The following is a 23,629-nucleotide window of genomic DNA, read 5'->3' on the forward strand; positions in this document are numbered from 1 at the left end:
CGTCGGGCGATGTCCCCGGCCGCCGCTACCGTGACGGCATGCGCATCCTGCACACCGGCGACTGGCACCTCGGCCGCACGCTGCTCGGTGCGGACCTGCTCGAGCACCAGGCCGCCTTCACCGACTTCCTCGTCGAGACGGTCCGTGCGCGGGCGGTCGACCTCGTCGTCATCGCCGGTGACGTCTACGACCGCGCGATCCCGCCGGTCGACGCCGTCCGGATCCTGTCGCGCGCGCTCGAGCGGCTCGCCGAGACCGCCACGGTGGTCCTGACGCCGGGCAACCACGACTCCGCGGCGCGGCTCGGCTTCGGTGCCGGGGTGATGCACGACCGCGTCCGGATCCTCGCCGAGCCGGCGGGCATCGCGACGCCCGTGCTCCTGTCCGACGACGCCGGACCGGTCGCGGTGTACGGCATCCCCTACCTGCACCCCGACCTCACCCGCCACGCCCTCGCCGCGGTCCCCGACGAGCCCCTCGCCCGGTCGCACCAGGCGGTCCTCGGAGCGGCGACCGAACGCGTGCGGGCCGACCTCGCGTCCCGACCGGGCACCAGGAGCGTCGTCGTCGCACACGCCTTCGTGGGCGGAGCCGCGCCGAGCGACAGCGAACAGGACATCCGGGTCGGCGGGGTCGACGTGGTCTCCGCCTCGGTGTTCGACGGCGTCGACTACGTCGCACTCGGCCACCTGCACGGCCCGCAGCGCGTCGGGCCGGACGACCGGATCCGGTACGCGGGCTCCCCGCTCGCGTTCTCGTTCGGCGAGCGGCACCAGCGCAAGAGCGTGACCGTCGTCGACCTGGAGGCCGACGGATCGGTGACGGTCGAGCTCGTCCCGACCCCCGTGCCGCGCCGGCTCGTCGACGTCCGCGCGACGATCGCCGACGTCGAGTCCGGCGCGCACGCGTCCGACGCCGACGCCTGGGTCCGCGTCGCGGTGACCGACACCGTCCACCCCGAACGGATGTACGCCCGCGTGAAGGACCACTTCCCGCACGCCCTGGCGATCACCCACGAGCCCGCGGAACGGCCCGAGCGTGCGGTCGCCACGGCGGTCTCGGCGACGTCCGACCCCGTCGAGGTCGCCGCCGACTTCGTCGCCTTCGCCACCGGCGCGGCACCGAGCGAGGACGACCGCGCCGTCCTGACCGAGGCGTACGAGGCCGCACTGCTCGCGATGCACGCCGACGGGGCCCGCTGATGTACCTGCACCGACTCGACCTGCAAGCCGTCGGGCCCTACCCCGACCTGGTCTCGATCGACTTCGCCGCGCTCGCGGCGTCCGGGGTGTTCCTGCTCGAGGGCCCGACCGGCTCGGGCAAGTCCACCATCATCGACGCCGTCGTGTTCGCCCTGTACGGCGGGCTGGCGGGCGAGTCCTCCACGCCCGACCGGCTGCACAGCCAGCACGCCGACCCCGGGGTCGAGCCCTTCGTCGACCTGGTGTTCGAGACGGGTGCCGGCGTGTACCGGGTCCGACGCACCCCGCAGTACGACCGCCCCAAGCAGCGCGGCACGGGCACCGTGCGGCAGCAGGCGTCCGCGCAGCTGTTCCGGCTCGCGCACCCCGCCGACACCGTGGGCGAGCCGGTCTCGTCCCGCATCCCCGAGGTCGGGCTCGAGGTCGCGCGGATCGTCGGACTCGACAAGGTCCAGTTCCTGCAGACCGTGGTCCTGCCGCAGGGGGAGTTCGCGCGCTTCCTGCGGTCCCCGGGCGAGGAACGCCGCAAGCTCCTGCAGTCGCTGTTCGGCACGCAGGTCTACGACCGCACCGCCGAGGAACTCGCCGCCCGACGCCGGGCCGTGCAGGCCGAGGTCGAGGGCGCCGACGCCCGCGTGCGCGACGCCCTCAGCCGCTTCGCCCAGGCGGCCGGGGTCGACGACCCCGACGAGCAGCAGGTCGACGCGACGGTCGCCGCCCTGCGGTCCACCGCCGACGAGGCCGCGGCCGCGCGGGACGCCGCCGTCGCCGCGGCACAGGCTGCGGCGCTCCGGGAGCAGACGGTCCGCGCCCGGGTCGCCGCCCGCGAGCGCCGGGCCGCACTGCTCGACCGGCAGCGCGCGCTCGACGACGGCGCCGCCCGGATCGCCACCGTGCGCGAACGGCTCGGACTCGCCGCCAGGGCGACCCCGGTCGTGCTCGCCGCCGATGCGCTCGGTTCCGCTCGGGAGCGTGCGACCCGGGCGGCCGAGGCTGCTGCGGCGCTCCGTGCCCGGATCGGCCTCCGGCCCGACGCCGACGCCACCGGACGACGCGCTGCGCTGACCGCGTTCCTGGGCAACGTCCGGCACCTCGTGGCGGTCGAGGACTCCCTGGGAGCCCGACGTCGAGCACGGTCCGACGCGAGCCGACGGGTGGCGGAGCTGCTCGACCGCGCGGCGGCGCTCGACGAGGAGATCGCCGGTCGTCCGACCCAGCGTGCCGAGCTCGTCGAACGGCTCCGCGCCGCCACCGAGCGCGCGGCGGACGCCGAGGCTGCGCGGCTCGAGGTCGAGCGGGTCGCGCACCTGCGTGCCGAACTGGCCGCACGGGACCTGGCGCGCGGGTCGGTTGAGACGGCCGAGCGTGCCGTCGCGACCGCGCGGGCCACGGCCGAGCGTGCACTCGCGGCCGAGCACGACGTGCGGTCGCGGCGGATCGCGGGCCTCGCGGGCGAGCTCGGTGCGGCCCTCGAAGCCGGGGCGCCGTGCCCGGTGTGCGGCGCGGTCGAGCACCCGGACCCCGCGGCACCGCAGGACGACCACCCCGCGGTCGAGGCGGTCGAGGCGGCGTCCCGGGCGACCCGGATCGCCGAGACGGCACTCTCCGACGCCGCGGCCGACCTCGCCGTCGCCCGGGCGCTCCTCGAGCGGCTCGACGAGACGGTCGGTGCCCTCGACGCCGCGACGCTCGCGGAGCGCGCCGCCGCGGCCGACGCCCGGGTGGCCGCCGCCGAGCAGGCAGCGGTCCAGGTGCGTGACCTCGACCGGCAGCGGGACGCACACGACGAGGGCACCACGACCCTCGAACGCGAGCGGGACGCCGTCCGGTCCCGGCACGCGGTGCTGGTCGCCACCGGCGCGGACGAGGACCGACGGCTCGCGGACGACACCGCCGCCGTCGACGCCGCGCTCGGACGGGCGCGCGACCACCTGCGGGCGGAACCGCGGACTGGCGGGGCGCAGACACCCGACCAGCACCCGACCGGAGCGCCCACGGGTCGTCCGGCGTCGAGCGCGCACCCGTCCACCGACGGTCCAGCGACCCTCCACGAGGCGGTCGCAGCGCTCGACCACCTCGTCGCGGAGCTCGACGCGGTCCTCGTCGCCGAGGCCGGGGTCACGACGGCCGAGCGCATCGCCGAGGACCGGCAGCGCGACGTCCGGGCAGCGCTCGACCAGCACGGCCTCGCCGACGTCGCCGACGCCCGGGCAGCTCGCCTGACCGCCGCCGACGAGGAGCGCCTGCGCGCCGAGGTGACGACCGCCGAGCGCGAGCGGGCCGTGGTCGAGGCCGGCCTCGCCGCACCGGACGTCGTCGAGGCGGCCGCGCTCGGCGACGAGCCGCTCGACGTCGACGCCGCACACGAGGCCCGGGTGCAGGCCGCCGACCGTGCCGACACGGCGACCCGGACCGCCCAGTCCGCGGCCGACCGAGCCGGAGCGGCCGCGGCGTGTGCCGCCGACCTCGACCGTGCCGTCCGGTCGCGCGACGCCACCTCGGCCCGCAGCCGCGCGGTCGTGCGGCTCGCCGACGTGGCCTCGGGTGTCGCCTCGGTGAACCCGAGCGGGATCACCCTCGGGACCTACGTGCTCATGCGGCGCTTCGAGGACGTCGTCGCCGCCGCGAACGACCGGCTGCGGGGGATGCTCGCGGGCCGCTTCACGCTCGAGACGTCCGACGAGCGCGAGGCCGGGTCACGCGCCCGACGCACCGGCCTCGCACTGGCGGTGCACGACCACACCACCGACACGCTCCGCGCCCCGGGCAGCCTGTCCGGCGGCGAGACGTTCACGGTGTCCCTGTGCCTCGCGCTCGGGCTGGCCGACGTCGTGCAGGCCGAGGCGGGCGGGGTCGCCCTCGGCACGCTGTTCGTCGACGAGGGGTTCGGCACGCTCGACCCCGAGACGCTCGACGACGTCATCGGGCAGCTCTCGCGCCTGACGGCCGGCGGTCGGCAGGTCGGCATCGTGAGCCACGTCGAGGAGCTCAAGCAGCGGATCCCCGAGCGGATCGCGGTCCGTCGCGCGCCGGGTGGCGGGTCCCGCGTCACGACGACGGTCTGACCCCCACCGCCCGGGACCGACCGTGCCGGCGGGTCAGGGCGTCGGCGTGACGTCCACCGTGCCGGCGGGTCAGGGCGTCGGCGAGACGTCCACGGTCCCGTCGGGCGGCGGCAGGATGTCGGCCGCGATCCACGGGAACACGAAGGTGAAGAGCACCCACACGACCGCGGCGAGCAGCACGAGCAGCTCGAGCACCTTGAGGACGACGGGACCCGGCAGCACGCGCCAGACGAACGGGAAGATCACTGCGGGGTCTCCGAGAGTTCCTTCGGGGTGCCCTCCGAGGCGGGCATCCAGTAGTCGAGCTTGGCGTGCGTGACGTACCGCTCCTTCGCGGACCACATCGGGTGGCAGGCGGTCAGCGTGAGCCAGCGGTCCTCGGCGGAGGGCGCCACACCGGGCTGGTTCGGCACCGGTGCGATCGTCTCGATCTTGTCGGGCGTGACGATCTGCGAGTCGGTGACCTTGTAGACGTACCAGACGTCGAAGCCCTTCGCCTTGTCGGTCACGCGCACGACGACGGAGTCGCCGTCCTTGAGGTCGGCGATCTGGTTGAGGGGCTTGCCGTACGTGACGCGGTGCCCGGCGACGGCGAAGTTGCCCTCGGCGCCCGGCATCGCGGTGTCCTGGTAGTGGCCGAGGCCGATCGTGTTGAGGACCTTCTCGCGGTCGGTGCCCTCGCCGATCGGGCGAACGTAGTCGGCGCCGAAGCGGGGGATCTGCATCGTGCCGAAGACCGAGGTGACGTCCGGCGGCTCGGGCAGCACGGGCGCGGCGTCCCGGTGCTCGGTCCCGGCGGCGGTCGGTACCGGCGTCTGCTCCAGGTCCTGCACGAGGGCGGTCTGCTCGTTCACCGCGACGACGTCCGTCCACCACGCCGTCCACAGCACGTACAGTCCCGTGCCGGCACCGGCGATGATGAGCAGCTCGGCGACGAGCGACACGAGCGCACCACCGACGGTCTGACGGGGACGCCGTCGACCGGTCCGGGTGTCGTCCTCGCCCCGCGCGGATCGCCGCGACGGCATGGTGTCGTGTGCGGTCACGGTGCTCCTGATCCGACGGATGCGGTGGTCGACCAGGTATAGCAGACGTGAGCGTCCGTCCGGTGTGGGCCGCGCTAGCCTGTGGACGTGCCGTACCGCTTCCGGACCTTCCACGAGGACGACACCGACGCGGTCGTCGCACTGTGGGACGCCTGCGGACTCCTCCGTCCGTGGAACGACCCGCACCGGGACATCGCCCGCAAGACCGCCGAGCAGCCCGAGCTCTTCCTGGTCGCCGAACAGACCGATCCGGACGACGACGGGACCCCGGCCCTGCTCGGCGCGGGCATGGCCGGCTACGACGGGCACCGCGGCTGGGTGAACTACCTCGCGGTCCGGCCCGACCAGCAGGGCACCGGCCTGGGCCGTGCCTTCATGGCCGAGTTCGAGCGGCTGCTGCTCGAGCGCGGCTGCCCGAAGGTCAACGTGCAGGTGCGCGCCGGCAACGAGCAGGTGCTCGGCTTCTACGCCTCGCTCGGGTACGCCGAGGACCACGCGGTGTCCCTGGGCAAGCGCCTCGTCGCCGACGACTGACCGACGTCACGCGAGCGCCAACCCGACGGCCGCCGCGAACGCCAGCCCGACCCCGCTCCACTGCACCGCGGTGAGCCGCTCGCGCAGCACCACCCCCGCGAGCGCGACCGTCCCGATCGGGTACAGCGCGTTGAGCACGCTCACGACCGGCAGGGTCGACGGGTCCTCCCCGGCGCGCAGCGCCGCCTGGATGCAGACGTTCGCCAACGCGTCCAGCACGCCGCACGCGACGACCGTCGCGACGACCCGACGCGACCACCCGCCCACGCGCCCCGCCCCGCCGACCGGCACCGCGCCTCCCGACCGCAGCGACGCACCGGGCCGCGCCGACCCGCCCGCCGGCACCGCGCCTCCAGGCCGCCCCGCGCCACCCGTGCGCACCGCGACCACCACCGCCACCGCACCGAGCAGCACCGTCTGCACCCCGCGCGCGACGAGCAGCGGCGCGACCCCGGACCCGTCCGGCGTCGCGTCGTAGGCGAGCACGATCCCGCCGAAGCCGCACCCCGCGACCGCTGCCGTGACCAGTCCGACGGCCGTGACCCGCGCGCCCGAGGTGTCGCGCACCGCCGCGACGAGCACCACCGCGACGACCGCCACCACGAGCGCGGCCCACCCCGTCGGCGACAGCACCGTGCCCCGCACCAGGGCGACCACCACGGGCACGACGGCCGCGAACACGGCCGTGAGGGGCGACAACACGCTCATCGGCCCGACGGCGAGCGCGCGGTACAGGAGCAGGACGCCGATCCCGCCGGAGCACCCGGCGACGAGCCCCCAGCCGACGGCAGCCCCCGAGAGGTCGGCACCGACGAGCGGGACCCCGACCAGGAGCGGCACCAGCCCGACCGCGGCGGTGGCCGCCGCGACCGTGACGGCACGCAGGTGCCTCGCCGCGACACCGCCCAGGAAGTCGGCGGCGCCGTAGACGACGGCCCCGGTCAGGGCGAGCAGCACGGTGGTCACGGGTCCCATCCTGCCCGGCCCGGTAGCCTGCGCAGGGTGAGCGTTCCGTACCACCGCCTGCCCCGCGTCGACGCCCGTTGGCGGTGGTGGCGCCCGTTCGTCGCGCTCGCGGTCCTGGCCGGCTGGTACGTCGCGACCCAGGTCGTGCTCGCGGTCGCGTACTTCGTCCCGATCGGAGCCTCGCAGGGTCCCGAGGGGCTGATGCGCTTCCAGCAGGAGCTGTCGAGCGGGGCACTCGACCCCACCGACCCGCTGGTCCTGTCGCTGTCGCTCGTGTCCCTCGTGGTGCTGCTGCCCGGGATCCTGCTCGCCGTGAAGCTCGCGAAGCTCGGTCCCGCGAACGTCCTGTCGTCGACGCGCTTCCGGGTGCGGTGGCGGTGGACCGCGTGGTGCCTGCTGCCCACGCTCGTCGTCGCGGCGATCATGTTCTCGGTCCAGACGATCGGCATGTTCACGTTCGACGGCGGCTTCGGGTGGGACCACGCCGCCATCGGGCACTCGACGGTCTCGGCGGGCACGCTCACGCTGACGATCGTCTTGGTCCTGCTGCTCGTGCCGTTCCAGGGCGCTGCCGAGGAGTACGTCTTCCGCGGCTTCCTCATGCAGACGATCGGCTCGTGGATCCCGGTCCGCGTGGTCGGCACGGTCGTCGCGGTCGTCGTCTCGACCGTCGTGTTCGCCCTGCTGCACATCCCGAACGGCTACAACGTCTGGGGCATCCTCGACGTCGGCTCGTTCGGTCTCGTGGCCGCGATCATCGTGCTGCGCACCGGCGGCATGGAGGCGACGGTCCTCCAGCACGCCTTCAACAACATCATGATCTTCGTGCTGCAGGCGCCGGGGTGGTCGCGGATCGACCTGACGTCGCAGGACGCGCAGGGCACGGTCGGCGGGTGGCTCGTCACGCTCGGCACGTCGCTGCTCTACTGGGGGATGGTCGAGGTGCTCGCGACGTGGCGGGGGCTGGACCGGCGGTTCGCCGGTCACGAGGCGCCCCGGTTCCGCGGGACACCGCCCGGGTTCGCGGGTGGGTCGCGGTGGTTCCGGCCGGGAGGCGCGGGCTGGTCGGACGCGCCGGCGCGTGTCGACGACGTGGCCGGGTCGGGTGACCCCGCCGGGTCCGGTGAGCGGGTGGGTTCGGGTCATCGGGCCGGTTCCGACGGACAGGGTGTGGACAGCGCGGTGGGTGTCGCCCGTCGCCCGTAGGCTCGTGGCATGAGTTCCACGCCCGCGCCCGCCGTCGCGCCGGTGTCCCCGTCACGCTCGGCGGCGCTCGACGTCCTGCGCCGGGTGTGGGGCTACGACGACTTCCGGGGTGAACAGGCCGCGATCATCGACCAGGTCGTGTCCGGTGGGGACGCCCTCGTCCTCATGCCGACCGGTGGCGGCAAGTCGCTCTGCTACCAGGTCCCGGCACTCGTCCGCGACGGCGTCGGGGTCGTGGTCTCGCCGCTGATCGCCCTCATGCAGGACCAGGTCGACGCCCTCGCGGCGAACGGCGTGCGCGCGGCGTTCCTCAACTCGACCCAGGGGCCCGACGAGCGCTCGCGGGTGGAGCGTGCCGTCGTCTCCGGCGAGGTCGACATGCTCTACCTCGCGCCCGAGCGCCTGCGGCTCGAGTCGACCCGCGCCCTGCTCGACCGCGCCCGCATCGCCCTGTTCGCGATCGACGAGGCCCACTGCGTCGCCCAGTGGGGCCACGACTTCCGGCCGGACTACCTCGAGCTGAGCATCCTGCACGAGCGGTGGCCGACCGTGCCGCGGGTCGCGCTCACCGCCACGGCGACGCCGCAGACCCACCGTGAGATCTCCGGGCGGCTCGGCCTCGACGACGCAGCGCACTTCGTCGCCGACTTCGACCGGCCGAACATCCAGTACCGGATCGAGCCGAAGACCGGCGCGATGCAGCAGCTGCTCACGTTCATCCGCACGGAGCACAGCGGGGACGCCGGCATCGTCTACTGCCTGTCGCGCAACTCGGTCGAGCGCACGGCCGCGGCGCTCGCCGACCAGGGCATCCCGGCACTGCCGTACCATGCCGGTCTCGACGCCAAGGTGCGCGAGCGCAACCAGTCCCGTTTCCTCCGCGAGGACGGCATCGTCATGGTGGCCACGATCGCGTTCGGCATGGGCATCGACAAGCCCGACGTCCGCTTCGTGGCGCACCTCGACCTGCCGAAGTCGGTCGAGGGCTACTACCAGGAGACCGGTCGTGCCGGGCGGGACGGGCTGCCCTCGACCGCGTGGCTCGCGTACGGCCTGAACGACGTCGTGCAGCAGCGCCGGATGATCGACCAGTCCGAGGGCGATGCCGCACACCGTCGGCAGCTCAGCGCCCACCTCGACGCCATGCTCGCCCTGTGCGAGACGATCGAGTGCCGCCGGGTCCGGCTGCTGGCGTACTTCGGCCAGGAGTCCACGCCGTGCGGCAACTGCGACACGTGCATCGCGCCGCCCGAGCCGTGGGACGGCACCGTCCCGGCGCAGAAGCTCTTGTCGACGGTCGTCCGGCTCGAACGTGAGCGCGGGCAGCGGTACGGCGTCGCGCACCTCGTCGACATCCTCGTCGGCAAGCAGTCGCCGCGCGTGCAGGAGCTCCGGCACGACTCGCTGGCGACGTTCGGCATCGGCAGCGACCTGAGCGAGGGGGAGTGGCGCGCGGTGGCGCGGCAGGTCCTGGCGCAGGGCTACGCCGCGGTGTCGGGCGACGGCTACGGCACGATCGTGCTCAGCCCCACGAGCGCCGACGTCCTGAGCGGACGGGTCCGGGTGCTCATGCGCCGCGACCCGGTCAAGGCGCCGCGCACGTCCCGGACCAGGCGGCAGGCCGTGACGGACATGCCGCAGGAGGCCGTGGGCCTGTTCGAGGCGCTGCGGGCCTGGCGTGCGGCGCAGGCCCGCGAGCAGGGCGTCCCGGCGTACGTGGTCTTCAACGACGCGACCCTGCGCGGCATCGCGGCTGTGCGTCCCGCCGACCAGGACCAGCTCGCCGAGATCTCCGGCGTCGGTGCGGCGAAGCTCGAGCACTACGGCCGTGCCGTGCTCGACGTGGTGTCCTCGCACGCCGACTGACCGGCGCGGAGCGCACGGCGGGCGTTGACCCGGGGCCGCTGCGCGGTGTCCCGGGCACCTACCGCGGACCCATGCCGCACGCGGCATGCGGGTCCCGGCGCGCTCACTACACTCGGAGACCCCGCCACGAGGAGGCCCCGGTGTCCGGTTCGACGAAGATCACCACCACGCTCAGTCGCGCGGTGGTGACCCCGCTCGCCCGGATGCTCTGGCGCCCCCGCATCGTCGGTCGGCGCAACGTGCCGAAGCGCGGCGCCGTGATCCTGGCGAGCAACCACCGGTCCTTCATCGACTCCCCGGCGATCACCCTCATGGCGCCGCGGAAGGTCTCGTTCCTCGCGAAGCAGGAGTACTTCACGGGCACGGGCTTCCGCGGTGCGGTGTCGAGGGCGTTCTTCGGAGGCATCGGCGCGATCGGCGTCGAGCGCGGTGCGGGTGCGGCGGCGCAGCAGGCCCTCGACCTGGGGCTGGAACGGCTCGAGGCGGGGGAGGCGTTCGCGATCTACCCCGAGGGCACGCGCTCCCTCGACGGCAGGCTCTACAAGGGTCGGACCGGGGTCGCCTGGCTGGCCCTCACCAGCGGCGCCCCCGTCGTACCGGTGGCGCTGACCGGCACCGAGGACGTGCAGCCGGTCGGCTCGAAGGTGCCGAAGCTCGCCCGCGTGACGATCGAGTTCGGCGCGCCGATGGACCTGTCCGGCTTCGGTGATGCGTCGTCCGGGCGGGCTCGACGCCACGCGACCGACGCCGTGATGGCGGCGATCCAGGCGTTGAGCGGGCAGGAGCCGGCGAACGCGTACAACAACCCGCCGTCGACGATCGTCGAGCGCGTGCGGCAGGTGCTCCGGCGGGACGACCCGACCCAGGCGGTCGAACCGGACTGATCCTGGAGCACGCTATTGCACATTCTGCATATCAGTGGTTGAATCGGGGTCGTGCCCGCAAGCGTCCGAACGCTCGGCGGGCCGGACCACCCGACCTCGATCAGAAGGCACGCAGCATGTCCTCCACCCCGCTCTTCGACTCCATCGCCGACCGCGCCTCCCGTCGGGGCCCGGTCAGCAGCACCGGCACCGCCCAGGCGGACGCCGCCGCGGAGGTCACCGGTCGCTCGAACACCGGCCCCACTGGCACCCCGCGTGACGACGCCGACCGTGCCGTCCCGGTGGTGTCGTCGGTCACCTCGGTCACCGCGCCGACCTCTCCCTTCGCTGCACCGGTCCCGCCGCAGCAGTCCGCCCTCGTGCCCGCCGCACTCGTGACCGCCATCGACGCGATCCCGGCGCAGGCGCGCGCGGCGCTCGGGAACGAGCACGTCGTCGGTGCGGAGCAGCTCGGCCTCGTCGAGGCAGTCGCCGACGCCCTGACCCGCGTGGTCGTCGACGCGGTCGTGCACGAGCTCGAGCGCATCACCCGCGACGGTGTCGTCCGCGCCTGACCGCTCTCCGTCCGGTCCGATCATGTCCGCCACCGAGTTCCTCCCGATGCGCGCCGCCCCGCGACGACGTGCCGGCGCTCGACACGTCGCCCCGGGCCGTCGCTCCTCGCGAGCCGGTGTCGCCGGGCCCCCGACCACCGGGGCGGCGGTCCCCCCTGCCGCCGCTCCGGTCTCCTCTCCGCGCCGGGCTGCACGCCGTGCTGCTGCCCCGACGCCTGCCGGTGCCGCACGCGGTGCCGGACGCCTCCTGACCACCGGGGCGGCGGTCCCCCCTTCCGCCGTCCCGGTCTCATCCCCGCGTCGCGCCGCCCGTCGTGCCGCCCCGATCCGGGGCGCGACGCCGCCGGCGGGTCCGCTCCCCGGTACGACGAGGCGGGCGGCTCCGACCGTCCGCGCGACGCCGCCGGCGCGTCCGTTCGTCGGCGCACCGGCCCGGACGGAACGGAGCGCGGCCGCTCACAAGGCGTCCGCCAAGCTCGTCCCCGTCACCGCCGCCGTGCTCGCCGCGTGCCTGTTCGTCGCCGTCGGTGACGCCCGGAAGGCGACCGCGGTCCCCACGACGCCCGCGGCCGGACGCGTGACGACGCAGCACTTCGCCGCGCCGTCGGTACCGACGACCACGATCACCCGCGACGGGTACGAGGTCGACATCGACGACGACGGGCACCGCTGGCCGCGCACGACGATCACCTCGACCGTGGTCCGACCGGTCGAGGGCGCGGTCCCGATCGCCGGCGGGTTCGGCGGTCGACACGTCGCCGGCTGCGGGGCGTGCTCGACGGACCACCACGGACTCGACTTCGCCGCGCCGAGCGGCAGTCCCGCCCTCGCGGTGATGTCCGGGCGGGTCGTCTCGGCCGGGGTGCTCGGCGGCTACGGCAACCAGGTCCTGCTCCAGCACCCGGACGGCACGCGGACCCGGTACGGACACCTCTCCCGCATCGACGTCCGGGTCGGCCAGGTCGTGACCGCCGGCGAGCAGGTCGGCGCGGTCGGCAGCACCGGGGTCTCGACCGGGCCGCACCTGCACTTCGAGGTCATCGTCGGCGGCGTCCCCGTCGACCCGGAGCCCTGGTTGGCGGCACGCGGCGTGCTGTGACCCGGCCAGGGGAGCCCCCGGCTGCGCCGATGTTCAGCCGTGCCCCCGCGCATCCCTCGTGCGCCCCGTCGATCTCCGGACCCGGCGCGTACGGTCGGCCGGGTGGCGGCACGGTGCCGTCACGGGACGGAGACTCGACGTGCGCGTGACGGTGCTGGGAACAGGGACGATGGGAGCCGGCGTCGCCCGGTCACTCCTCCGCGAGGGCCACGACGTCACCGTGTGGAACCGCAGCGCCGAACGGGCCGCCCCGCTCGCGTCCGACGGCGCCACGGTCGCACAGGACGCCCCGAGCGCGGTCGCCGAGGCCGAGGTCGTGCTGCTCACGCTCTTCGACACGGACGCCGTCGTCGACGTGCTGCGGGCGGCCGGGAGTGCCGCGCCGCGGGACGCCGTGTGGGTGCAGGCGTCGACGATCGGGACCTCCGGGACCGAGACCGTCGTGCGGCTCGCCGAGGAGTCCGGCGTGCCCCTCGTCGAGGCGATGATGCTCGGCACGAAGGGCCCCGCCGAGCAGGGGAAGCTCACGATGCTCGCCGCCGGCCCCGCCGACGTGCTGGACCGCGTGCAGCCGGTCCTCGACGCGATCGGTGCGAAGACGGTCCGCGCGGGCGAGCGTGTGGGCGACGGCACCGCGGTGAAGCTCGCCGCCAACGCCTGGATCGCTGCGATCACGGCCGCCACCGGCCAGTCCCTCGCGGTGGCACGCGCCCTCGGCGTCGACCCGCAGCTCTTCCTCGACGCGATCGAGGGATCGGCGAGCGACTCGGCCTACGCGCACACGAAGGGCGCGTCGATGCTCGCGGGGGAGTTCCCCGCCCAGTTCGCGCTCGACGGTCTGCGCAAGGACATCGGCCTCATCACCGACGCGGCACGCTCGACCGGGGTGTCGACGACGCTGCTCGACGCACTCGACCGGGTCTACCGCGACGCGAGTGCGGCCGGGCACGGGGACGACGACATCGCCGCGGTCGGTACCGCCTTCTGACGACGACGTCGGTGCCGTGCTCGCGTGCGGTGCCGACGTCCGCGCGGGCACGGTGACCCGGGCCCGCGACTCAGGACCGGCGGAGCCACCGCCGGACGGCACCGGCCAGCCGCCCGACCGCCTCGTCGTTCATCGTGTTGGCGAGGTCGAACGCCTCGCGGGCCGGGTCGGCACCGCCCCGGATGCGCCGGAGCGCGGCGTCGGCGCGGGCCCGGGCGTCGAGCTCCGCGTAGGGCATGTCGTCCTCGGGGTCGTGCGCCGGTGCCGTACGGGGAGCGTCGTCGGCGGACATGGCGTCAGGCTACGCGCGCACCCCGGGACCCGGCGGCGAGCACACGGTCGAACCGGGCTAGGCGCTCCGACGGGCGGGCTCGGCCGACTCGATGTCGCGGTCGACCACGCGGGCCATCTGCTCGAGGAACCCGACGACCACGGCCATGTCCGACGGCGGCAGGTGCTCCGCGACCTCGATCGCGCGGTTGTCGAGCTCGTCGATGACCTGCAGGACCTGGCGCATGGAACCACCCGTCGCCGTGAGGAGCACCCCGCGGCGGTCGTGGGGGTCGGCGTGGCGCTCGACGTGACCGCTGCGGACCAGTCGGTCGACGAGGGCCGAGGTGGACGCCGGCGTGATGTCGAGCCGGTCGGCCAGTTCCTTGGCGTTGACGGCGCGGCCCGCGGCCTCGGCGTCGAGCAGGACGCGGAGTGCGAGCAGGGCGTTCTCGCCGATGCCGAGCGCCTCGCGTGCCCGTCGTTGTGCGGCACTCTCGGCACTCCGGTACCGCCGGAGCGCGTTGAGCACGTCCACCGCGTCGACCCTGGAATCCGTTCCGTACCAGAAGCCCGTGGTGGTGTCCGTCACCTCGGTCGTCATGCGGACAATGCTAGACGCTCTAGTTAGGTTGTCTAGCGAGTGCGCGGAGAACGGCTGGTGCGACACACCCGCAACACCGGGGACCTCCGCCCGAAACACCGTCGCAACGCCCCGTCAGTAGGTTCGCCCCATGCAGGAGCCGACGTGCTGAACCGTCTCGCCGGCAGTGTGTTCCACGTCGGGAGCGCGGTCGAGCGTGCCGACGTGGTGGCCCGGATGCTCGACGTCTACGTCGTGCGCGCCGACCTCGGTGCCGACGGGGTCGCGAGCACCGCCGCGCTGCGTTCCGTCCTCGGCGCCGAGGGGCGGCAGCGCGACCCCGGTGCCGCGGCCACGGTCGACGCGCTCGCGCTGGACCGGCACGAAGCCGCGTCGATCGCGCACGCGGTCGGGGTGGCCCGCGACCACGCCCGACGTGCCCGCGAGGTGGTCGCGACCGAGCTCTGGGACTGCCTCGACGCGACGCGGTCCCGGATGCCCCGGAAGGTCGCGCTCGACCGGTCGCACGAGTTCCTCGGGTGGGTGCGGGAGCGGAGCGCCCTCGCCGTCGGCGTGGTCGAGGGGGACGCCAGCCGCGACGAGGTCTGGGAGTTCTTCACGCTCGGCCGGTCGTTGCTCCGGTGCGCGGTGACCGCACGCCTGCTCGCCTCCGAGCTCGTCCACACCGGCCCGGGCGGGACCGCGGACCCAGGCCGTCCCGAGCCGGTGTCGACGTCGGGACGACCCGGTGCGTCGGCCGGCGCGGCACCGGACGACCCGGGACCGACCACCCACCAGGACCGCGCGCCGTCGGCGCACGCGTGGACGACGGCGCTGCGCGCGTGCGGTGCGGTCGAGGCGTTCCGGCGCGGGCACGGGCACCGTCCGCCGCGGCCCGCCGACGTCGCGTCGTTCCTGCTGCACGACGCCACGAGTCCCCGCTCGCTCGCGTTCCTGGCGCAGCGCGCCGAGGACTGTCTCGACGACGTGGCGCCGGCGTGCCTGGCCGACGAGGTCGACGGCTTCCGACGGGCACGTGCGGCACTCGGCCGGATCGACGTCGGCGGGCCGGAGGACGCGCTGCGTGCCGCGGTCGCCCGCCTGGCCGCCAGCGTCGACGCGGTGGTCGGCGCGCTCGGCGCACGCGTCTTCGCACCGGCGCCGGTGCGCTGAGCGCACCGGGCCGGCGCGGCCGGTCTCCGGGTGGTCCGCGCCGGCCCTCCACCCGGCTGCCGCGAGGCGCGTGACCGCGGTGCGGCGGGCCCTGCGGCCGTGCGCGTGGTGGCCGGGAGGCGCGTGGCGGGGCGGCACCGTGCCTCCCGTCCGTCGGTGGCGGGTCCGGAGGTGTGTGGCCGCGGTGCGACGGGCTCTGCGGCCGCGCGCGTGGCGGCCGGGAGGCGCGTGGCGGGGCGGCGCCGTGCCTCCCGTCCGTCGGTGGCGGGTCCGGAGGCGCGTGACCGCGGTGCGGCGGGCTCTGCGGCCGCGCGCGTGGTGGCCGGGAGGCGCGTGGCGGCGCGGCACCGTGCCTGGCGTCCGTCGCCGGTCGGGTCAGACGGCGCTGGACCGGTCCGCGACGGCCTCCTCGCGCTCGAGCTCGCGCCGCAGCGCGGCGCGCGACGCGCGCGTCCCGACCACGGGCACCGCGTGCGTGACCGCGAGGTGCAGCGGCGCCTCGGCGTCGTAGCGCAGGCGCAGGCGCTGCCACCGGACGAGCCAGACGAGCGCGATCGCGAGCGCCACGAAGCCCGAGGTCGCGCCGACCCCGATGGCCCAGCGCGGGCCGAACGCGTCGGCGACGGCGCCGACGATGGGCGCGCCGAGCGGGGTGCCGCCGGCGAACACGGCCATGTACAGCGCCATCACGCGGCCGCGCATCGCCGGCGCGGTCGTGGTCTGCACGAGTGCGTTCGCGGTCGTCATGAACGTCAGGGACGCGAGCCCGACGAACACCAGGACGGCGGCGAACGTCCAGTAGGTGGGGGCGAACGCCGCGGCGGTGCAGGCGATCCCGAAGCCCGCCGACGCCACGACGAGCGTGCGCATCCGCGGCCGGTCACGACGGGCGGAGAGCAGTGCGCCCGCCACCGAGCCGATCGCCATCACCGAGTTGAGCAGGCCGAACTCGCCGGCGCCCTTGCCGAACTCGACGCGGGCCATGGTCGAGGTGAAGATCGGGAAGTTCACGCCGAACGTGCCGACGACGAAGATCATGCAGAGCACCACGAGGATGTCCGGCCGGGTCCGCACGTAGCGGAAGCCGCCGATGACCTGGCCCTTGCCGCGGCCGGCCCTCGGGCGGTCGGCGAGCTGTCTCGGGTCGACGAACCGCAGCGCGACGAGCACGGCCAGGAACGATGCCGCGTTGATGACGAAGACCCACCCGGAGCCGATCGCGGCGATGAGCACGCCCGCGACCGCCGGGCCGACGAGCCGCGCGGCGTTGAACGACGCCGAGTTCAGCGCGACGGCGTTCGACACGTGCTCGCCCTGGACGACGTCCGACACGAAGGTCTGCCGGATCGGGGTGTCGAACGCTGCGACGACGCCGAGCGCGAGCGCGAAGCCGTAGAGCGACCAGAGCGTCGCGGTGTGCGTGAGGACCATGAGCCCGAGCCCGAGGCCGAGCGCGCCCATCAGCCCCTGCGTGAGCATGAGCATCTTCCGGCGGTCGAAGCGGTCGGCGACCAGTCCGGTGAGCGGCAGGAGCAGGAGCTGCGGCCCGAACTGCAGGGCCATCGTGACGCCGACGGCGACCGCGTCGTTGTCGGACAGCTCGGTGAGGACGATCCAGTCCTGCGCGGTGCGCTGCATCCAGGTGCCGACGTTGGACACCAGGGCGCCGGCGAACCAGATGCGGTAGTTGCGGGCGGCCAGGGAACGGAACATGGCGGTCACTGCTGGGCCAGCCTCCTCATGATCTCGGTGGCGTCGGCCAGCGTGCGGCGTTCGTCGGGGGTGAGCGTGCCCAGGCGCGGGGACAGCCAGTCGTCACGGCGGCGACGGGTCTCCTCGACGACGGCCGAGCCGGCGGGCGTCACGCAGATCCGGACCTTGCGGCGGTCGTCGCCGTGGTCGCCCTTCGTCGCGAGGCCGCGGTCGACGAGCACCGCGACGGTCTTCGTCATCGAGGGCGGGGTGACGCCGTCCTGCCGGCTGAGCTCGGCGAGGGTCATCGCGCCCTCGCGGTGCAACCTGGCGAGGGCGGAGAACTGGGCGTCGGTCATCGCCGCGTCGGCCTTCTGCGCGCGGAGCGTCCGCGAGAGCCGGTTGACGGCGATGCGCAGGTCGGTCGCGAGGGAGGTGTCGGGCACGACCGTTAGCCTACCTCATTAGTTCAGCGAACGAACTGGTTTGGCGGCTGCGGTGGCAGTGGCTGTGGCTGTGGCTGTGGTGCTGGCGGTGGTGGGGGATCAGCAGGCAGGCGGCTCCGCCCGGGGACGGAGCCGCCGCCGTGTCAGTGGAACTGGGGGACGGTGAGCCAGATCCCGTACAGGACCGCGGCGCCGCAGACCGTGAAGCACACGCCGGCACCGAAGCGCGCGGCCGCCGGGGTCCGTCCGGTGCGTGCGGTCTCGTCCGCGTCGCGGGTGCGCTCACCGTCGACGTCGACGGGCTGCCCGGCCCCGAGGAGGCGCAGGCCGAGCGTGTACACGAGCACGATGCCGACGGCGGCCACGAAGCCGACGCCCGCGACGATCCCGATGCTGCTGAGGTCGATGGACACGTGCGCCTCCCTAGGCCGACACCGGCTCGGCGGCCGGTCGTTCGTCGTTGACGGTCTCGCGGGTGACCGGTCGGCGTCGGGCCAGGGCGGCGAAGGCCAGACCGCCGAGCAGGGCCAGGACGGCGACGACGACGAGCCCGATCGTGCTCGTCGAGGCCAGGAGCGTCGCCAGGGCACCGACGACCGCGGCGGCCGGCAGCGTGACGACCCAGGCCACGGCGATCCGCCCGACGACCGACCAGTGCACGTCCGCGAGCTTCTTGCCGAGGCCGGAGCCGACCACCGAGCCGCTCGTGACGTGGGTGGTGGACAGGGCGAAGCCGAGGTGCGACGACACCAGGATCGTCGCGGCGGAGCTCGTCTCGGCGGCGAAGCCCTGCGGCGACTGCACGTCCGAGATCTTCTTGCCGACGGTCTGCATGATCCGCCAGCCGCCCGTGTACGTGCCGAGGCCGATCGCCAGGCCGCACGCGAGCACCACCCACAGCGCCGGGCCGCTGCCCGACGGCTGGTACCCGGCGGCGACGAGCGTCAGCGTGATGACGCCCATCGTCTTCTGGGCGTCGTTCGTGCCGTGTGCGAGCGAGACGAGCGACGCCGAGATCGTCTGTCCGTGCCGGAACCCGGTCGCGGCACCGTGCGTCGTCGCGTTCCGCGTCAGCGTGTACGCGAGGTACGTCGCGACGAGCGCGATCACCCCGGCGATGACGGGGGAGAGCAGCGCCGGGAGCACGACCTTGGACAGCACGGTCGCCCAGTCGACGGACTGCAGCCCGGCGCCGACCACCGACGCCCCGATCAGCCCGCCGAACAGCGCGTGCGTGGACGAGGACGGGAGACCGGCGTACCAGGTGGCGAGGTTCCAGAGCACGGCCCCGACGAGGCCCGCGAAGATCATCGTCGGGGTGATCTGGATGCCGTCCTGCCCCTCGCGGATGATCCCCTGCGAGACGGTCTTCGCGACCTCGGTGGACAGGAAGGCGCCGACCAGGTTGAGGACGGCGGAGATGAGCACGGCGGTCCGGGGCTTCAGGGCTCCGGTGGCGACCGAGGTGGCCATGGCGTTCGCGGTGTCGTGGAAGCCGTTCGTGAAGTCGAACACGAGGGCCACCAGGATCACCAGTACGACGGTGACGAGGACGTCCATGCGCGGAACGGTAGGCCCGCTGCGCCCCCGCTGCGTGAACGCCGGATGAACACGCTGGGCCGGGCCGCCGTCTGCCAGGATGCAGCCATGCCGACGTTCTCCGCAGCCCGAGGGGACTCCTCGTTCACCGACGCACACGGCGTCGAGATCGTGTACTCGACGTGGCGTGCCGGTCGGCCGAGGGGCATCGTGCAGATCGCCCACGGTGTCGGCGAGCACTCCCTCCGGTACGAGGCGCTCGCGCAGGACCTGGTCCGCGCCGGCTGGACCGTGCACGCGAACGACCACCGCGGGCACGGCCGGACCGGCCTCGCGCAGTGGCACGGCGACCACGCCCGGCTGGGCAGGCTCGGCCCCGGCGGACTGCGGGCCGCGATCGCCGCCGTCGAGCAGATGACCGCGGTCGCCCGCGAACAGGACCCGGGGCTGCCGTTCGTGCTGCTCGGGCACTCCTGGGGTTCCCTGATGGCGCAGCGGATCGTGAACACGTCAGCGGACGCGTACGACGGGGTCGTGCTCTCCGCCACCGCCTACCGACTGCCCGGCTGGATGAACAGCGGCGACCTGAACGCCCGGCACGCCGGCTCCGGCCCCACGCGGTACGAGTGGATCAGCCGCGACCGGGCGATCATCGAGACGATCCAGGCGGACCCGCTCGCGGTCGACGCGGACGTGCTCAAGCTCTTCGGCCTGCGCGACACGCTGCGGCTGCTCGGGGTGCCGCGGCGGGGCATCCCGCACGACCTGCCGATGCTGCTGCAGGTCGGCTCCGAGGACACCCTCGGCGGTCCGCGGTCGATCGAGCGGCTCGCGCAGGCGTACCGCCGTCGCGGGGGCCTGTCGGACGTGCAGGTGCACGTCTACGAGGGGGCCCGGCACGAGGTCTACAACGAGACGAACCGGGACGAGGTGGTCGCCGACCTGGTCGCGTGGCTGGACGGGCACGTGGGTCGCTGACGCGACCGGCTGCGGACGGGAGGCGCGGGGCGGGCCCGCCACGGGCCTCCCGTCAGTACCCGGCTGCGGACGGGAGGCGCGGGGCGGGCCCCGCCACGGTCCTCCCGTCCGGCGGCAGGCCGACGGGCCACCGCGTGGCGGGCGTAGGCTCGACGCGTGCACGGTGAGTACAAGGTCCCCGGAGGCAAGCTGGTCGTCGTCGACCTCGAGGTCGTCGACGGGAGCATCCAGGAGTTCCGGTTGGCGGGTGACTTCTTCCTCGAACCCGACGACGCGCTCCCGCTCATCGACCAAGCGGTGAACGGCCTGCCCGCCACCACCGACGCGGCCGGCGTCGCCGCCGCGGTCCGCGGTGCCCTGCCCACGGACGCGGTCTTGCTCGGCTTCACACCCGAGTCCGTCGGCGTCGCCGTGCGCCGGGCGCTCTCGCGGGCCTCGACGTGGCAGGAGTACGACTGGGAGATCGTGCACGAGGGCCCGATCAGCCCGAACGAGCACCTCGCACTCGACCAGGTCCTGACCGAGGAGGTCGGTGCCGGACGCCGCGGCCCGACCCTGCGCATCTGGGAGTGGGACCAGCCCGCCGTCGTGATCGGGTCGTTCCAGTCGCTGAAGAACGAGGTCGACCCCGCGGGTGCCGAGAAGTACGGCGTGCAGGTGGTCCGTCGGATCTCCGGCGGCGGTGCCATGTTCATGGACGCGGGCGCGATCATCTCGTACTCGCTCTACGTGCCGACCGACCTCGTGCAGGGCATGACCTTCGCCGACTCGTACGCCTACCTGGACGAGTGGGTGATCGAGGCACTCAAGTCGCTCGGCATCGAGGCGTACTACCAGCCGCTCAACGACATCACCTCGACCAAGGGCAAGATCGGCGGCGCCGCCCAGAAGCGCCTCGGCACCGGTGCACTGCTGCACCACGCCACGATGAGCTACGACATGGACGGCCAGAAGATGGTCGAGGTCCTGCGGATCGGTCGCGAGAAGATGAGCGACAAGGGCACGACCTCGGCGGCGAAGCGCGTCGACCCGCTGCGCTCGCAGACCGGGCTCACCCGCGCCGAGATCATCGACCGGTTGATCGGCACCTTCACGAAGCTGTACGGGGCGCACGAGGGGCACGTGACCGAGGCCGAGCGGGCCCGGGCGCAGGAGCTCGTGGCGACGAAGTTCGACACGCGGGAGTGGCTCGAGCGGGTGCCCTGAGCCGGGGTCGTCCGGCCGGGTCGTCTCGGGCGAGGTTCGTCCGGCCGGGTCGCCTCGAGCTGGGTTCGTGCGGCCTGGTCGCCTCGGGTCAGGTTCGTCCGGCCGGATCGTCGAGATCATCCGCGCGGCGGAGGCCTGCTCCGAGCCCCTGACGTAGCGTCGTGCCCGTGAACTGGTTGATCTTCCTGGGGGCGGTGGCCGTCGCGGCCGTCGTGATGGGGATCGCCGATCGCGCGGGGTGGATCGACCTGTCGAACAAGGCCACCCGGAGCGGCGGATCCGGCGGTGTCGTGTCGATGATGGACGAGGTGTTCGCGCCGACGCGGCACGAGGCACAGGCCGAGGCCGAACGGCAGTCGCGGTTGCCGCGGGAGGCGCCGACGCCCGCCGACCACGACCACGACCTGCTCAGCGGGACCGTGCTCATCCGCGTGCCGGCCGTCCGCGGGGCCGGGCGGCACGAGGCACGGCCCGGGACGCTCGACCGGCCGTACTGAGCGCAGTCGGTCGGGCCTGACCGGAGTCGGTCAGCGGGTGGTGAGCTCCTGGTAGTCCGGGTGCCGCTCGATCCACGCCTTGACGTAGCTGCACAGCGGCACGACGCGCCGGTCGCCCTCGCGGACGTCGTCGAGGGCGTGCTGCACGAGGATCGACGCGTGCCCGCCGCCGCGGTGTGCCGGGTCGACTTCGGTGTGGGTGAACCGGATCTCGTCGCCGTCGATCTCGTACGCCGCGAAGCCGATCACCTCGCCGTCCTCGACGAGGGAGTACTGCTGTGCGTCGGTGTCGTTGCGGACCTCGGGTGCTGCCATGCAGGGGACCGTACGCCCCCGGCCTCGGAGCCGTTCGGGCGCGCGCTCCCGAACGTGGGGCTGTGAGCGCTCCCGCCCGGCACTAGCATCACGACGTGCACGACACCACCACCCCCCTGCGCTTCCGCACCCCGCCCGGCTGGCCGACGCCGTCCGCCGAGTGGGTCGAGCTCTTCCAGGGCGCCGAGCCCGCCGCCGGGTGGACCCCGGCCGACGACGTCCCGCCCGCGCCCCGCGGCTGGGTGTTCTGGGTGCCGACCCGGGTGCTCCGCCGGCGTCAGCCTCGGTCGCTCGTCGTCGCGACGACCGTCGGGGCCGGGGTGGCCGTCCTGTCGCTCGGCGTGCTCGTCGGGCTCGTCGTCGGCGGTGCCGACACGGGCGCCCTCGCGGTCGCCGCACTGGCCCTCCTCGTGCCGTTGATCGCGGGGGTCGCGCTCTGGGTCGTCGGGGCCGTCCGGCTCGCCGACCGTCGGCGGGCCGCCCTCGCCGCGGTCCTCGCCGAGGCCGCCCGCCGCCGCGCGGTCGAGCTGCCCGAACGGGCCCGTGCCGCGCACCCCGACACCGACCCGCACACGGCGTCCGCCGCGTGGGACGCCGCAGCGTGGTCGGTCCCCGCGGCGCACCCCTTCCACGAGGGCGCGCCGTCCCGTCTGAGCGCCCGGGTCGACCGCGTGCTGACCGTCCTGACCGCCGGGGTCGCGGGCCTCGTGCTCGTGGCGGGCGCCTCGTTCGCCGTCGCGCCGCCGATCGCGCACACGGCCGAGTCGATCGCCGCAGCGGCCGCGGCCGCGGACGGGTACTCCGACGACGGCCCGGTCGAGGTGTGGTCGTCCGACGACGGGTCGACGACCGCGTCCTGGTTGGACGGTGACGACGAGTGGGACGCGACGTGCGGCACGACCGACGTCGACGACCTCTGCGACCCGTACGAGATCGACACGGACCGGTCGTGCCTCGCGGTCGTCACGATCGGGTACTTCGCCGACATGGACGACGAGGAGCCCAGCCGGGTCGAGGAGCGCACGGTCGAGTTGTCCGCCGACGTGCCGCTCGTGCTCGCCGTGTCGTACCAGGACGAGGAGGACTCGACCATCGGCGACGTGTCCTGCACCTCGGGCGACGCCGCCGCGGCCGACCGGGTCTCGGCCACCCAGGACATCGACGCACACCCCGACGCCGCCGACCTGCCGGACGGCTGCGACGGCGACTCCTGTGTCGCGATCGCGGTGACGCCCACGACCGACTGCGCCTCGGCGTCGGTCGAGTACCGCGTCGACGCCGAGGTCGGCGGCATCACGGACCCGCACGACGTGGTCGTCCCCACCGCGTTGCACGCGGGCAAGGCCGTCGAGGTCTTCGCCGGTGGCACGGGCAAGGCGTCCGCCGTGCACCCCGGTGCGGTCACGTGCCACGCCACCTCGGACGACGGTCCCACCGCGGACTCCTGATCGCTCCGGACGGCCGGGCACGGCCGGGGACGCAGACGAGCAGGGCGCTCGGCGTGGTCACGCCGAGCGCCC

24 protein-coding genes are annotated in these 23,629 nt (G+C 74.3%); 14 read left to right on the top strand and 10 right to left on the bottom strand.

Going from position 1 to position 23,629, the window contains the following annotated elements; genetic code table 11:
* The first annotated feature begins 38 nt into the window (after positions 1 to 38).
* Both QOL15_RS03605 and QOL15_RS03610 read left to right on the top strand, forming a co-directional pair.
* On the top strand, positions 39 to 1,202 hold the full coding sequence (locus QOL15_RS03605; protein ID WP_071245197.1) for an exonuclease SbcCD subunit D: 1,164 nt from the start codon (positions 39 to 41) through the stop codon (positions 1,200 to 1,202).
* Positions 1,202 to 4,267, top strand: a complete 3,066-nt coding sequence (locus QOL15_RS03610) for an AAA family ATPase (RefSeq protein WP_065963047.1) — start codon at positions 1,202 to 1,204, stop codon at positions 4,265 to 4,267. The genes QOL15_RS03605 and QOL15_RS03610 overlap by 1 nt, the downstream gene beginning before the upstream one ends.
* Positions 4,268 to 4,336: 69 nt before the next feature.
* On the opposite strand, the gene QOL15_RS03615 is transcribed toward QOL15_RS03610, so the two are convergent.
* Together QOL15_RS03615 and QOL15_RS03620 are read right to left on the bottom strand one after the other, a co-directional pair.
* A complete protein-coding gene (locus QOL15_RS03615; RefSeq protein ID WP_171898792.1) occupies positions 4,337 to 4,513 on the bottom strand; it encodes a hypothetical protein in 177 nt (58 codons plus the stop codon).
* Entirely contained in the window at positions 4,510 to 5,313 is an 804-nt protein-coding gene (locus QOL15_RS03620) for a class E sortase (RefSeq protein ID WP_253181661.1), read from the bottom strand. The genes QOL15_RS03615 and QOL15_RS03620 overlap by 4 nt, the downstream gene beginning before the upstream one ends.
* A gap of 87 nt (positions 5,314 to 5,400) precedes the next feature.
* On the opposite strand from QOL15_RS03620, the gene QOL15_RS03625 reads away from it, so the two are divergent.
* Complete coding sequence (locus QOL15_RS03625; RefSeq protein WP_065963077.1) at positions 5,401 to 5,847, top strand: GNAT family acetyltransferase; 447 nt, start codon at positions 5,401 to 5,403, stop codon at positions 5,845 to 5,847.
* Positions 5,848 to 5,853: 6 nt separating this feature from the next.
* Here QOL15_RS03625 and QOL15_RS03630 read toward each other — a convergent pair whose 3' ends face one another.
* Positions 5,854 to 6,813 carry an EamA family transporter gene (locus QOL15_RS03630; RefSeq protein WP_139197221.1) on the bottom strand — a complete coding sequence of 320 codons (960 nt, stop codon included), beginning with the start codon at positions 6,811 to 6,813 and terminating at the stop codon, positions 5,854 to 5,856.
* 36 nt (positions 6,814 to 6,849) lie between these two features.
* On the opposite strand from QOL15_RS03630, the gene QOL15_RS03635 reads away from it, so the two are divergent.
* The 6 genes from QOL15_RS03635 (at position 6,850) to QOL15_RS03660 (ending at position 13,410) form a co-directional block, all read left to right on the top strand.
* Entirely contained in the window at positions 6,850 to 8,019 is a 1,170-nt protein-coding gene (locus tag QOL15_RS03635) for a CPBP family intramembrane glutamic endopeptidase (protein ID WP_071245193.1), read from the top strand.
* Between the two features lie 9 nt (positions 8,020 to 8,028).
* Positions 8,029 to 9,885: a DNA helicase RecQ gene (gene recQ / locus QOL15_RS03640; RefSeq protein ID WP_071245191.1), complete on the top strand. Its 1,857-nt coding sequence runs from the start codon at positions 8,029 to 8,031 to the stop codon at positions 9,883 to 9,885.
* Between the two features lie 140 nt (positions 9,886 to 10,025).
* The gene (locus QOL15_RS03645; RefSeq protein WP_065963039.1) at positions 10,026 to 10,769 is read left to right on the top strand and encodes a 1-acyl-sn-glycerol-3-phosphate acyltransferase; all 744 of its coding nucleotides are present in this window, start codon (positions 10,026 to 10,028) and stop codon (positions 10,767 to 10,769) included.
* A gap of 116 nt (positions 10,770 to 10,885) precedes the next feature.
* Positions 10,886 to 11,323 carry a hypothetical protein gene (locus tag QOL15_RS03650; protein ID WP_071245189.1) on the top strand — a complete coding sequence of 146 codons (438 nt, stop codon included), beginning with the start codon at positions 10,886 to 10,888 and terminating at the stop codon, positions 11,321 to 11,323.
* A 496-nt stretch (positions 11,324 to 11,819) separates the two neighbouring features.
* A complete protein-coding gene (locus tag QOL15_RS03655) occupies positions 11,820 to 12,422 on the top strand; it encodes a M23 family metallopeptidase (protein WP_217640974.1) in 603 nt (200 codons plus the stop codon).
* A 58-nt stretch (positions 12,423 to 12,480) separates the two neighbouring features.
* Positions 12,481 to 13,410, top strand: a complete 930-nt coding sequence (locus tag QOL15_RS03660) for an NAD(P)-dependent oxidoreductase (RefSeq protein ID WP_254784053.1) — start codon at positions 12,481 to 12,483, stop codon at positions 13,408 to 13,410.
* 70 nt (positions 13,411 to 13,480) lie between these two features.
* Here the strand turns inward: QOL15_RS03660 and QOL15_RS03665 are convergent, their stop codons facing one another.
* Positions 13,481 to 13,702 carry a hypothetical protein gene (locus QOL15_RS03665; RefSeq protein ID WP_071245185.1) on the bottom strand — a complete coding sequence of 74 codons (222 nt, stop codon included), beginning with the start codon at positions 13,700 to 13,702 and terminating at the stop codon, positions 13,481 to 13,483.
* A gap of 57 nt (positions 13,703 to 13,759) precedes the next feature.
* Positions 13,760 to 14,284 carry a MarR family winged helix-turn-helix transcriptional regulator gene (locus QOL15_RS03670; RefSeq protein WP_071245183.1) on the bottom strand — a complete coding sequence of 175 codons (525 nt, stop codon included), beginning with the start codon at positions 14,282 to 14,284 and terminating at the stop codon, positions 13,760 to 13,762.
* 144 nt (positions 14,285 to 14,428) lie between these two features.
* Here QOL15_RS03670 and QOL15_RS03675 point away from each other — a divergent pair, with 144 nt between their 5' ends.
* A complete protein-coding gene (locus QOL15_RS03675) occupies positions 14,429 to 15,436 on the top strand; it encodes an alpha-E domain-containing protein (protein ID WP_071245181.1) in 1,008 nt (335 codons plus the stop codon).
* 375 nt (positions 15,437 to 15,811) lie between these two features.
* Here the strand turns inward: QOL15_RS03675 and QOL15_RS03680 are convergent, their stop codons facing one another.
* The 4 genes from QOL15_RS03680 to QOL15_RS03695 form a co-directional block, all read right to left on the bottom strand.
* The gene (locus QOL15_RS03680) at positions 15,812 to 17,149 is read right to left on the bottom strand and encodes an MFS transporter (protein WP_065963559.1); all 1,338 of its coding nucleotides are present in this window, start codon (positions 17,147 to 17,149) and stop codon (positions 15,812 to 15,814) included.
* A gap of 5 nt (positions 17,150 to 17,154) precedes the next feature.
* On the bottom strand, positions 17,155 to 17,574 hold the full coding sequence (locus QOL15_RS03685) for a MarR family winged helix-turn-helix transcriptional regulator (RefSeq protein ID WP_071245179.1): 420 nt from the start codon (positions 17,572 to 17,574) through the stop codon (positions 17,155 to 17,157).
* A gap of 143 nt (positions 17,575 to 17,717) precedes the next feature.
* On the bottom strand, positions 17,718 to 17,987 hold the full coding sequence (locus QOL15_RS03690) for a hypothetical protein (protein WP_071245177.1): 270 nt from the start codon (positions 17,985 to 17,987) through the stop codon (positions 17,718 to 17,720).
* Positions 17,988 to 17,997: 10 nt separating this feature from the next.
* Positions 17,998 to 19,134: an inorganic phosphate transporter gene (locus QOL15_RS03695; protein WP_071245176.1), complete on the bottom strand. Its 1,137-nt coding sequence runs from the start codon at positions 19,132 to 19,134 to the stop codon at positions 17,998 to 18,000.
* Between the two features lie 87 nt (positions 19,135 to 19,221).
* On the opposite strand from QOL15_RS03695, the gene QOL15_RS03700 reads away from it, so the two are divergent.
* From QOL15_RS03700 to QOL15_RS03710, 3 genes are all read left to right on the top strand, one after another.
* Entirely contained in the window at positions 19,222 to 20,091 is an 870-nt protein-coding gene (locus QOL15_RS03700) for an alpha/beta hydrolase (protein WP_071245203.1), read from the top strand.
* 156 nt (positions 20,092 to 20,247) lie between these two features.
* A complete protein-coding gene (locus tag QOL15_RS03705) occupies positions 20,248 to 21,297 on the top strand; it encodes a biotin/lipoate A/B protein ligase family protein (protein WP_071245175.1) in 1,050 nt (349 codons plus the stop codon).
* Between the two features lie 167 nt (positions 21,298 to 21,464).
* Positions 21,465 to 21,794 (top strand): hypothetical protein, encoded by a 330-nt coding sequence (locus QOL15_RS03710; RefSeq protein ID WP_071245174.1) that lies wholly within the window; start codon positions 21,465 to 21,467, stop codon positions 21,792 to 21,794.
* A gap of 30 nt (positions 21,795 to 21,824) precedes the next feature.
* On the opposite strand, the gene QOL15_RS03715 is transcribed toward QOL15_RS03710, so the two are convergent.
* Positions 21,825 to 22,109, bottom strand: coding sequence for a GNAT family N-acetyltransferase (locus QOL15_RS03715; RefSeq protein WP_065963526.1), 285 nt, complete (start codon positions 22,107 to 22,109; stop codon positions 21,825 to 21,827).
* 95 nt (positions 22,110 to 22,204) lie between these two features.
* Here QOL15_RS03715 and QOL15_RS03720 point away from each other — a divergent pair, with 95 nt between their 5' ends.
* On the top strand, positions 22,205 to 23,557 hold the full coding sequence (locus tag QOL15_RS03720; protein WP_071245172.1) for a hypothetical protein: 1,353 nt from the start codon (positions 22,205 to 22,207) through the stop codon (positions 23,555 to 23,557).
* Positions 23,558 to 23,629: the final 72 nt, after the last annotated feature.

The sequence above is a fragment of the Curtobacterium sp. MCBA15_012 genome, assembly GCF_001864935.2.
Taxonomy (GTDB): domain Bacteria; phylum Actinomycetota; class Actinomycetes; order Actinomycetales; family Microbacteriaceae; genus Curtobacterium.

What these genes read in the sequence shown, in the direction of transcription:
- QOL15_RS03605 (WP_071245197.1), top strand. Translation starts at nt 39, where the DNA reads ATGCGCATCCTGCACACCGGCGACTGGCACCTCGGCCGCACGCTGCTC.
- QOL15_RS03610 (WP_065963047.1), top strand. Translation starts at nt 1,202, where the DNA reads ATGTACCTGCACCGACTCGACCTGCAAGCCGTCGGGCCCTACCCCGAC.
- recQ (WP_071245191.1), top strand. Translation starts at nt 8,029, where the DNA reads ATGAGTTCCACGCCCGCGCCCGCCGTCGCGCCGGTGTCCCCGTCACGC.
- QOL15_RS03650 (WP_071245189.1), top strand. Translation starts at nt 10,886, where the DNA reads ATGTCCTCCACCCCGCTCTTCGACTCCATCGCCGACCGCGCCTCCCGT.
- QOL15_RS03665 (WP_071245185.1), bottom strand. Translation starts at nt 13,702, where the DNA reads ATGTCCGCCGACGACGCTCCCCGTACGGCACCGGCGCACGACCCCGAG.
- QOL15_RS03670 (WP_071245183.1), bottom strand. Translation starts at nt 14,284, where the DNA reads ATGACGACCGAGGTGACGGACACCACCACGGGCTTCTGGTACGGAACG.
- QOL15_RS03680 (WP_065963559.1), bottom strand. Translation starts at nt 17,149, where the DNA reads ATGTTCCGTTCCCTGGCCGCCCGCAACTACCGCATCTGGTTCGCCGGC.
- QOL15_RS03695 (WP_071245176.1), bottom strand. Translation starts at nt 19,134, where the DNA reads ATGGACGTCCTCGTCACCGTCGTACTGGTGATCCTGGTGGCCCTCGTG.
- QOL15_RS03700 (WP_071245203.1), top strand. Translation starts at nt 19,222, where the DNA reads ATGCCGACGTTCTCCGCAGCCCGAGGGGACTCCTCGTTCACCGACGCA.
- QOL15_RS03715 (WP_065963526.1), bottom strand. Translation starts at nt 22,109, where the DNA reads ATGGCAGCACCCGAGGTCCGCAACGACACCGACGCACAGCAGTACTCC.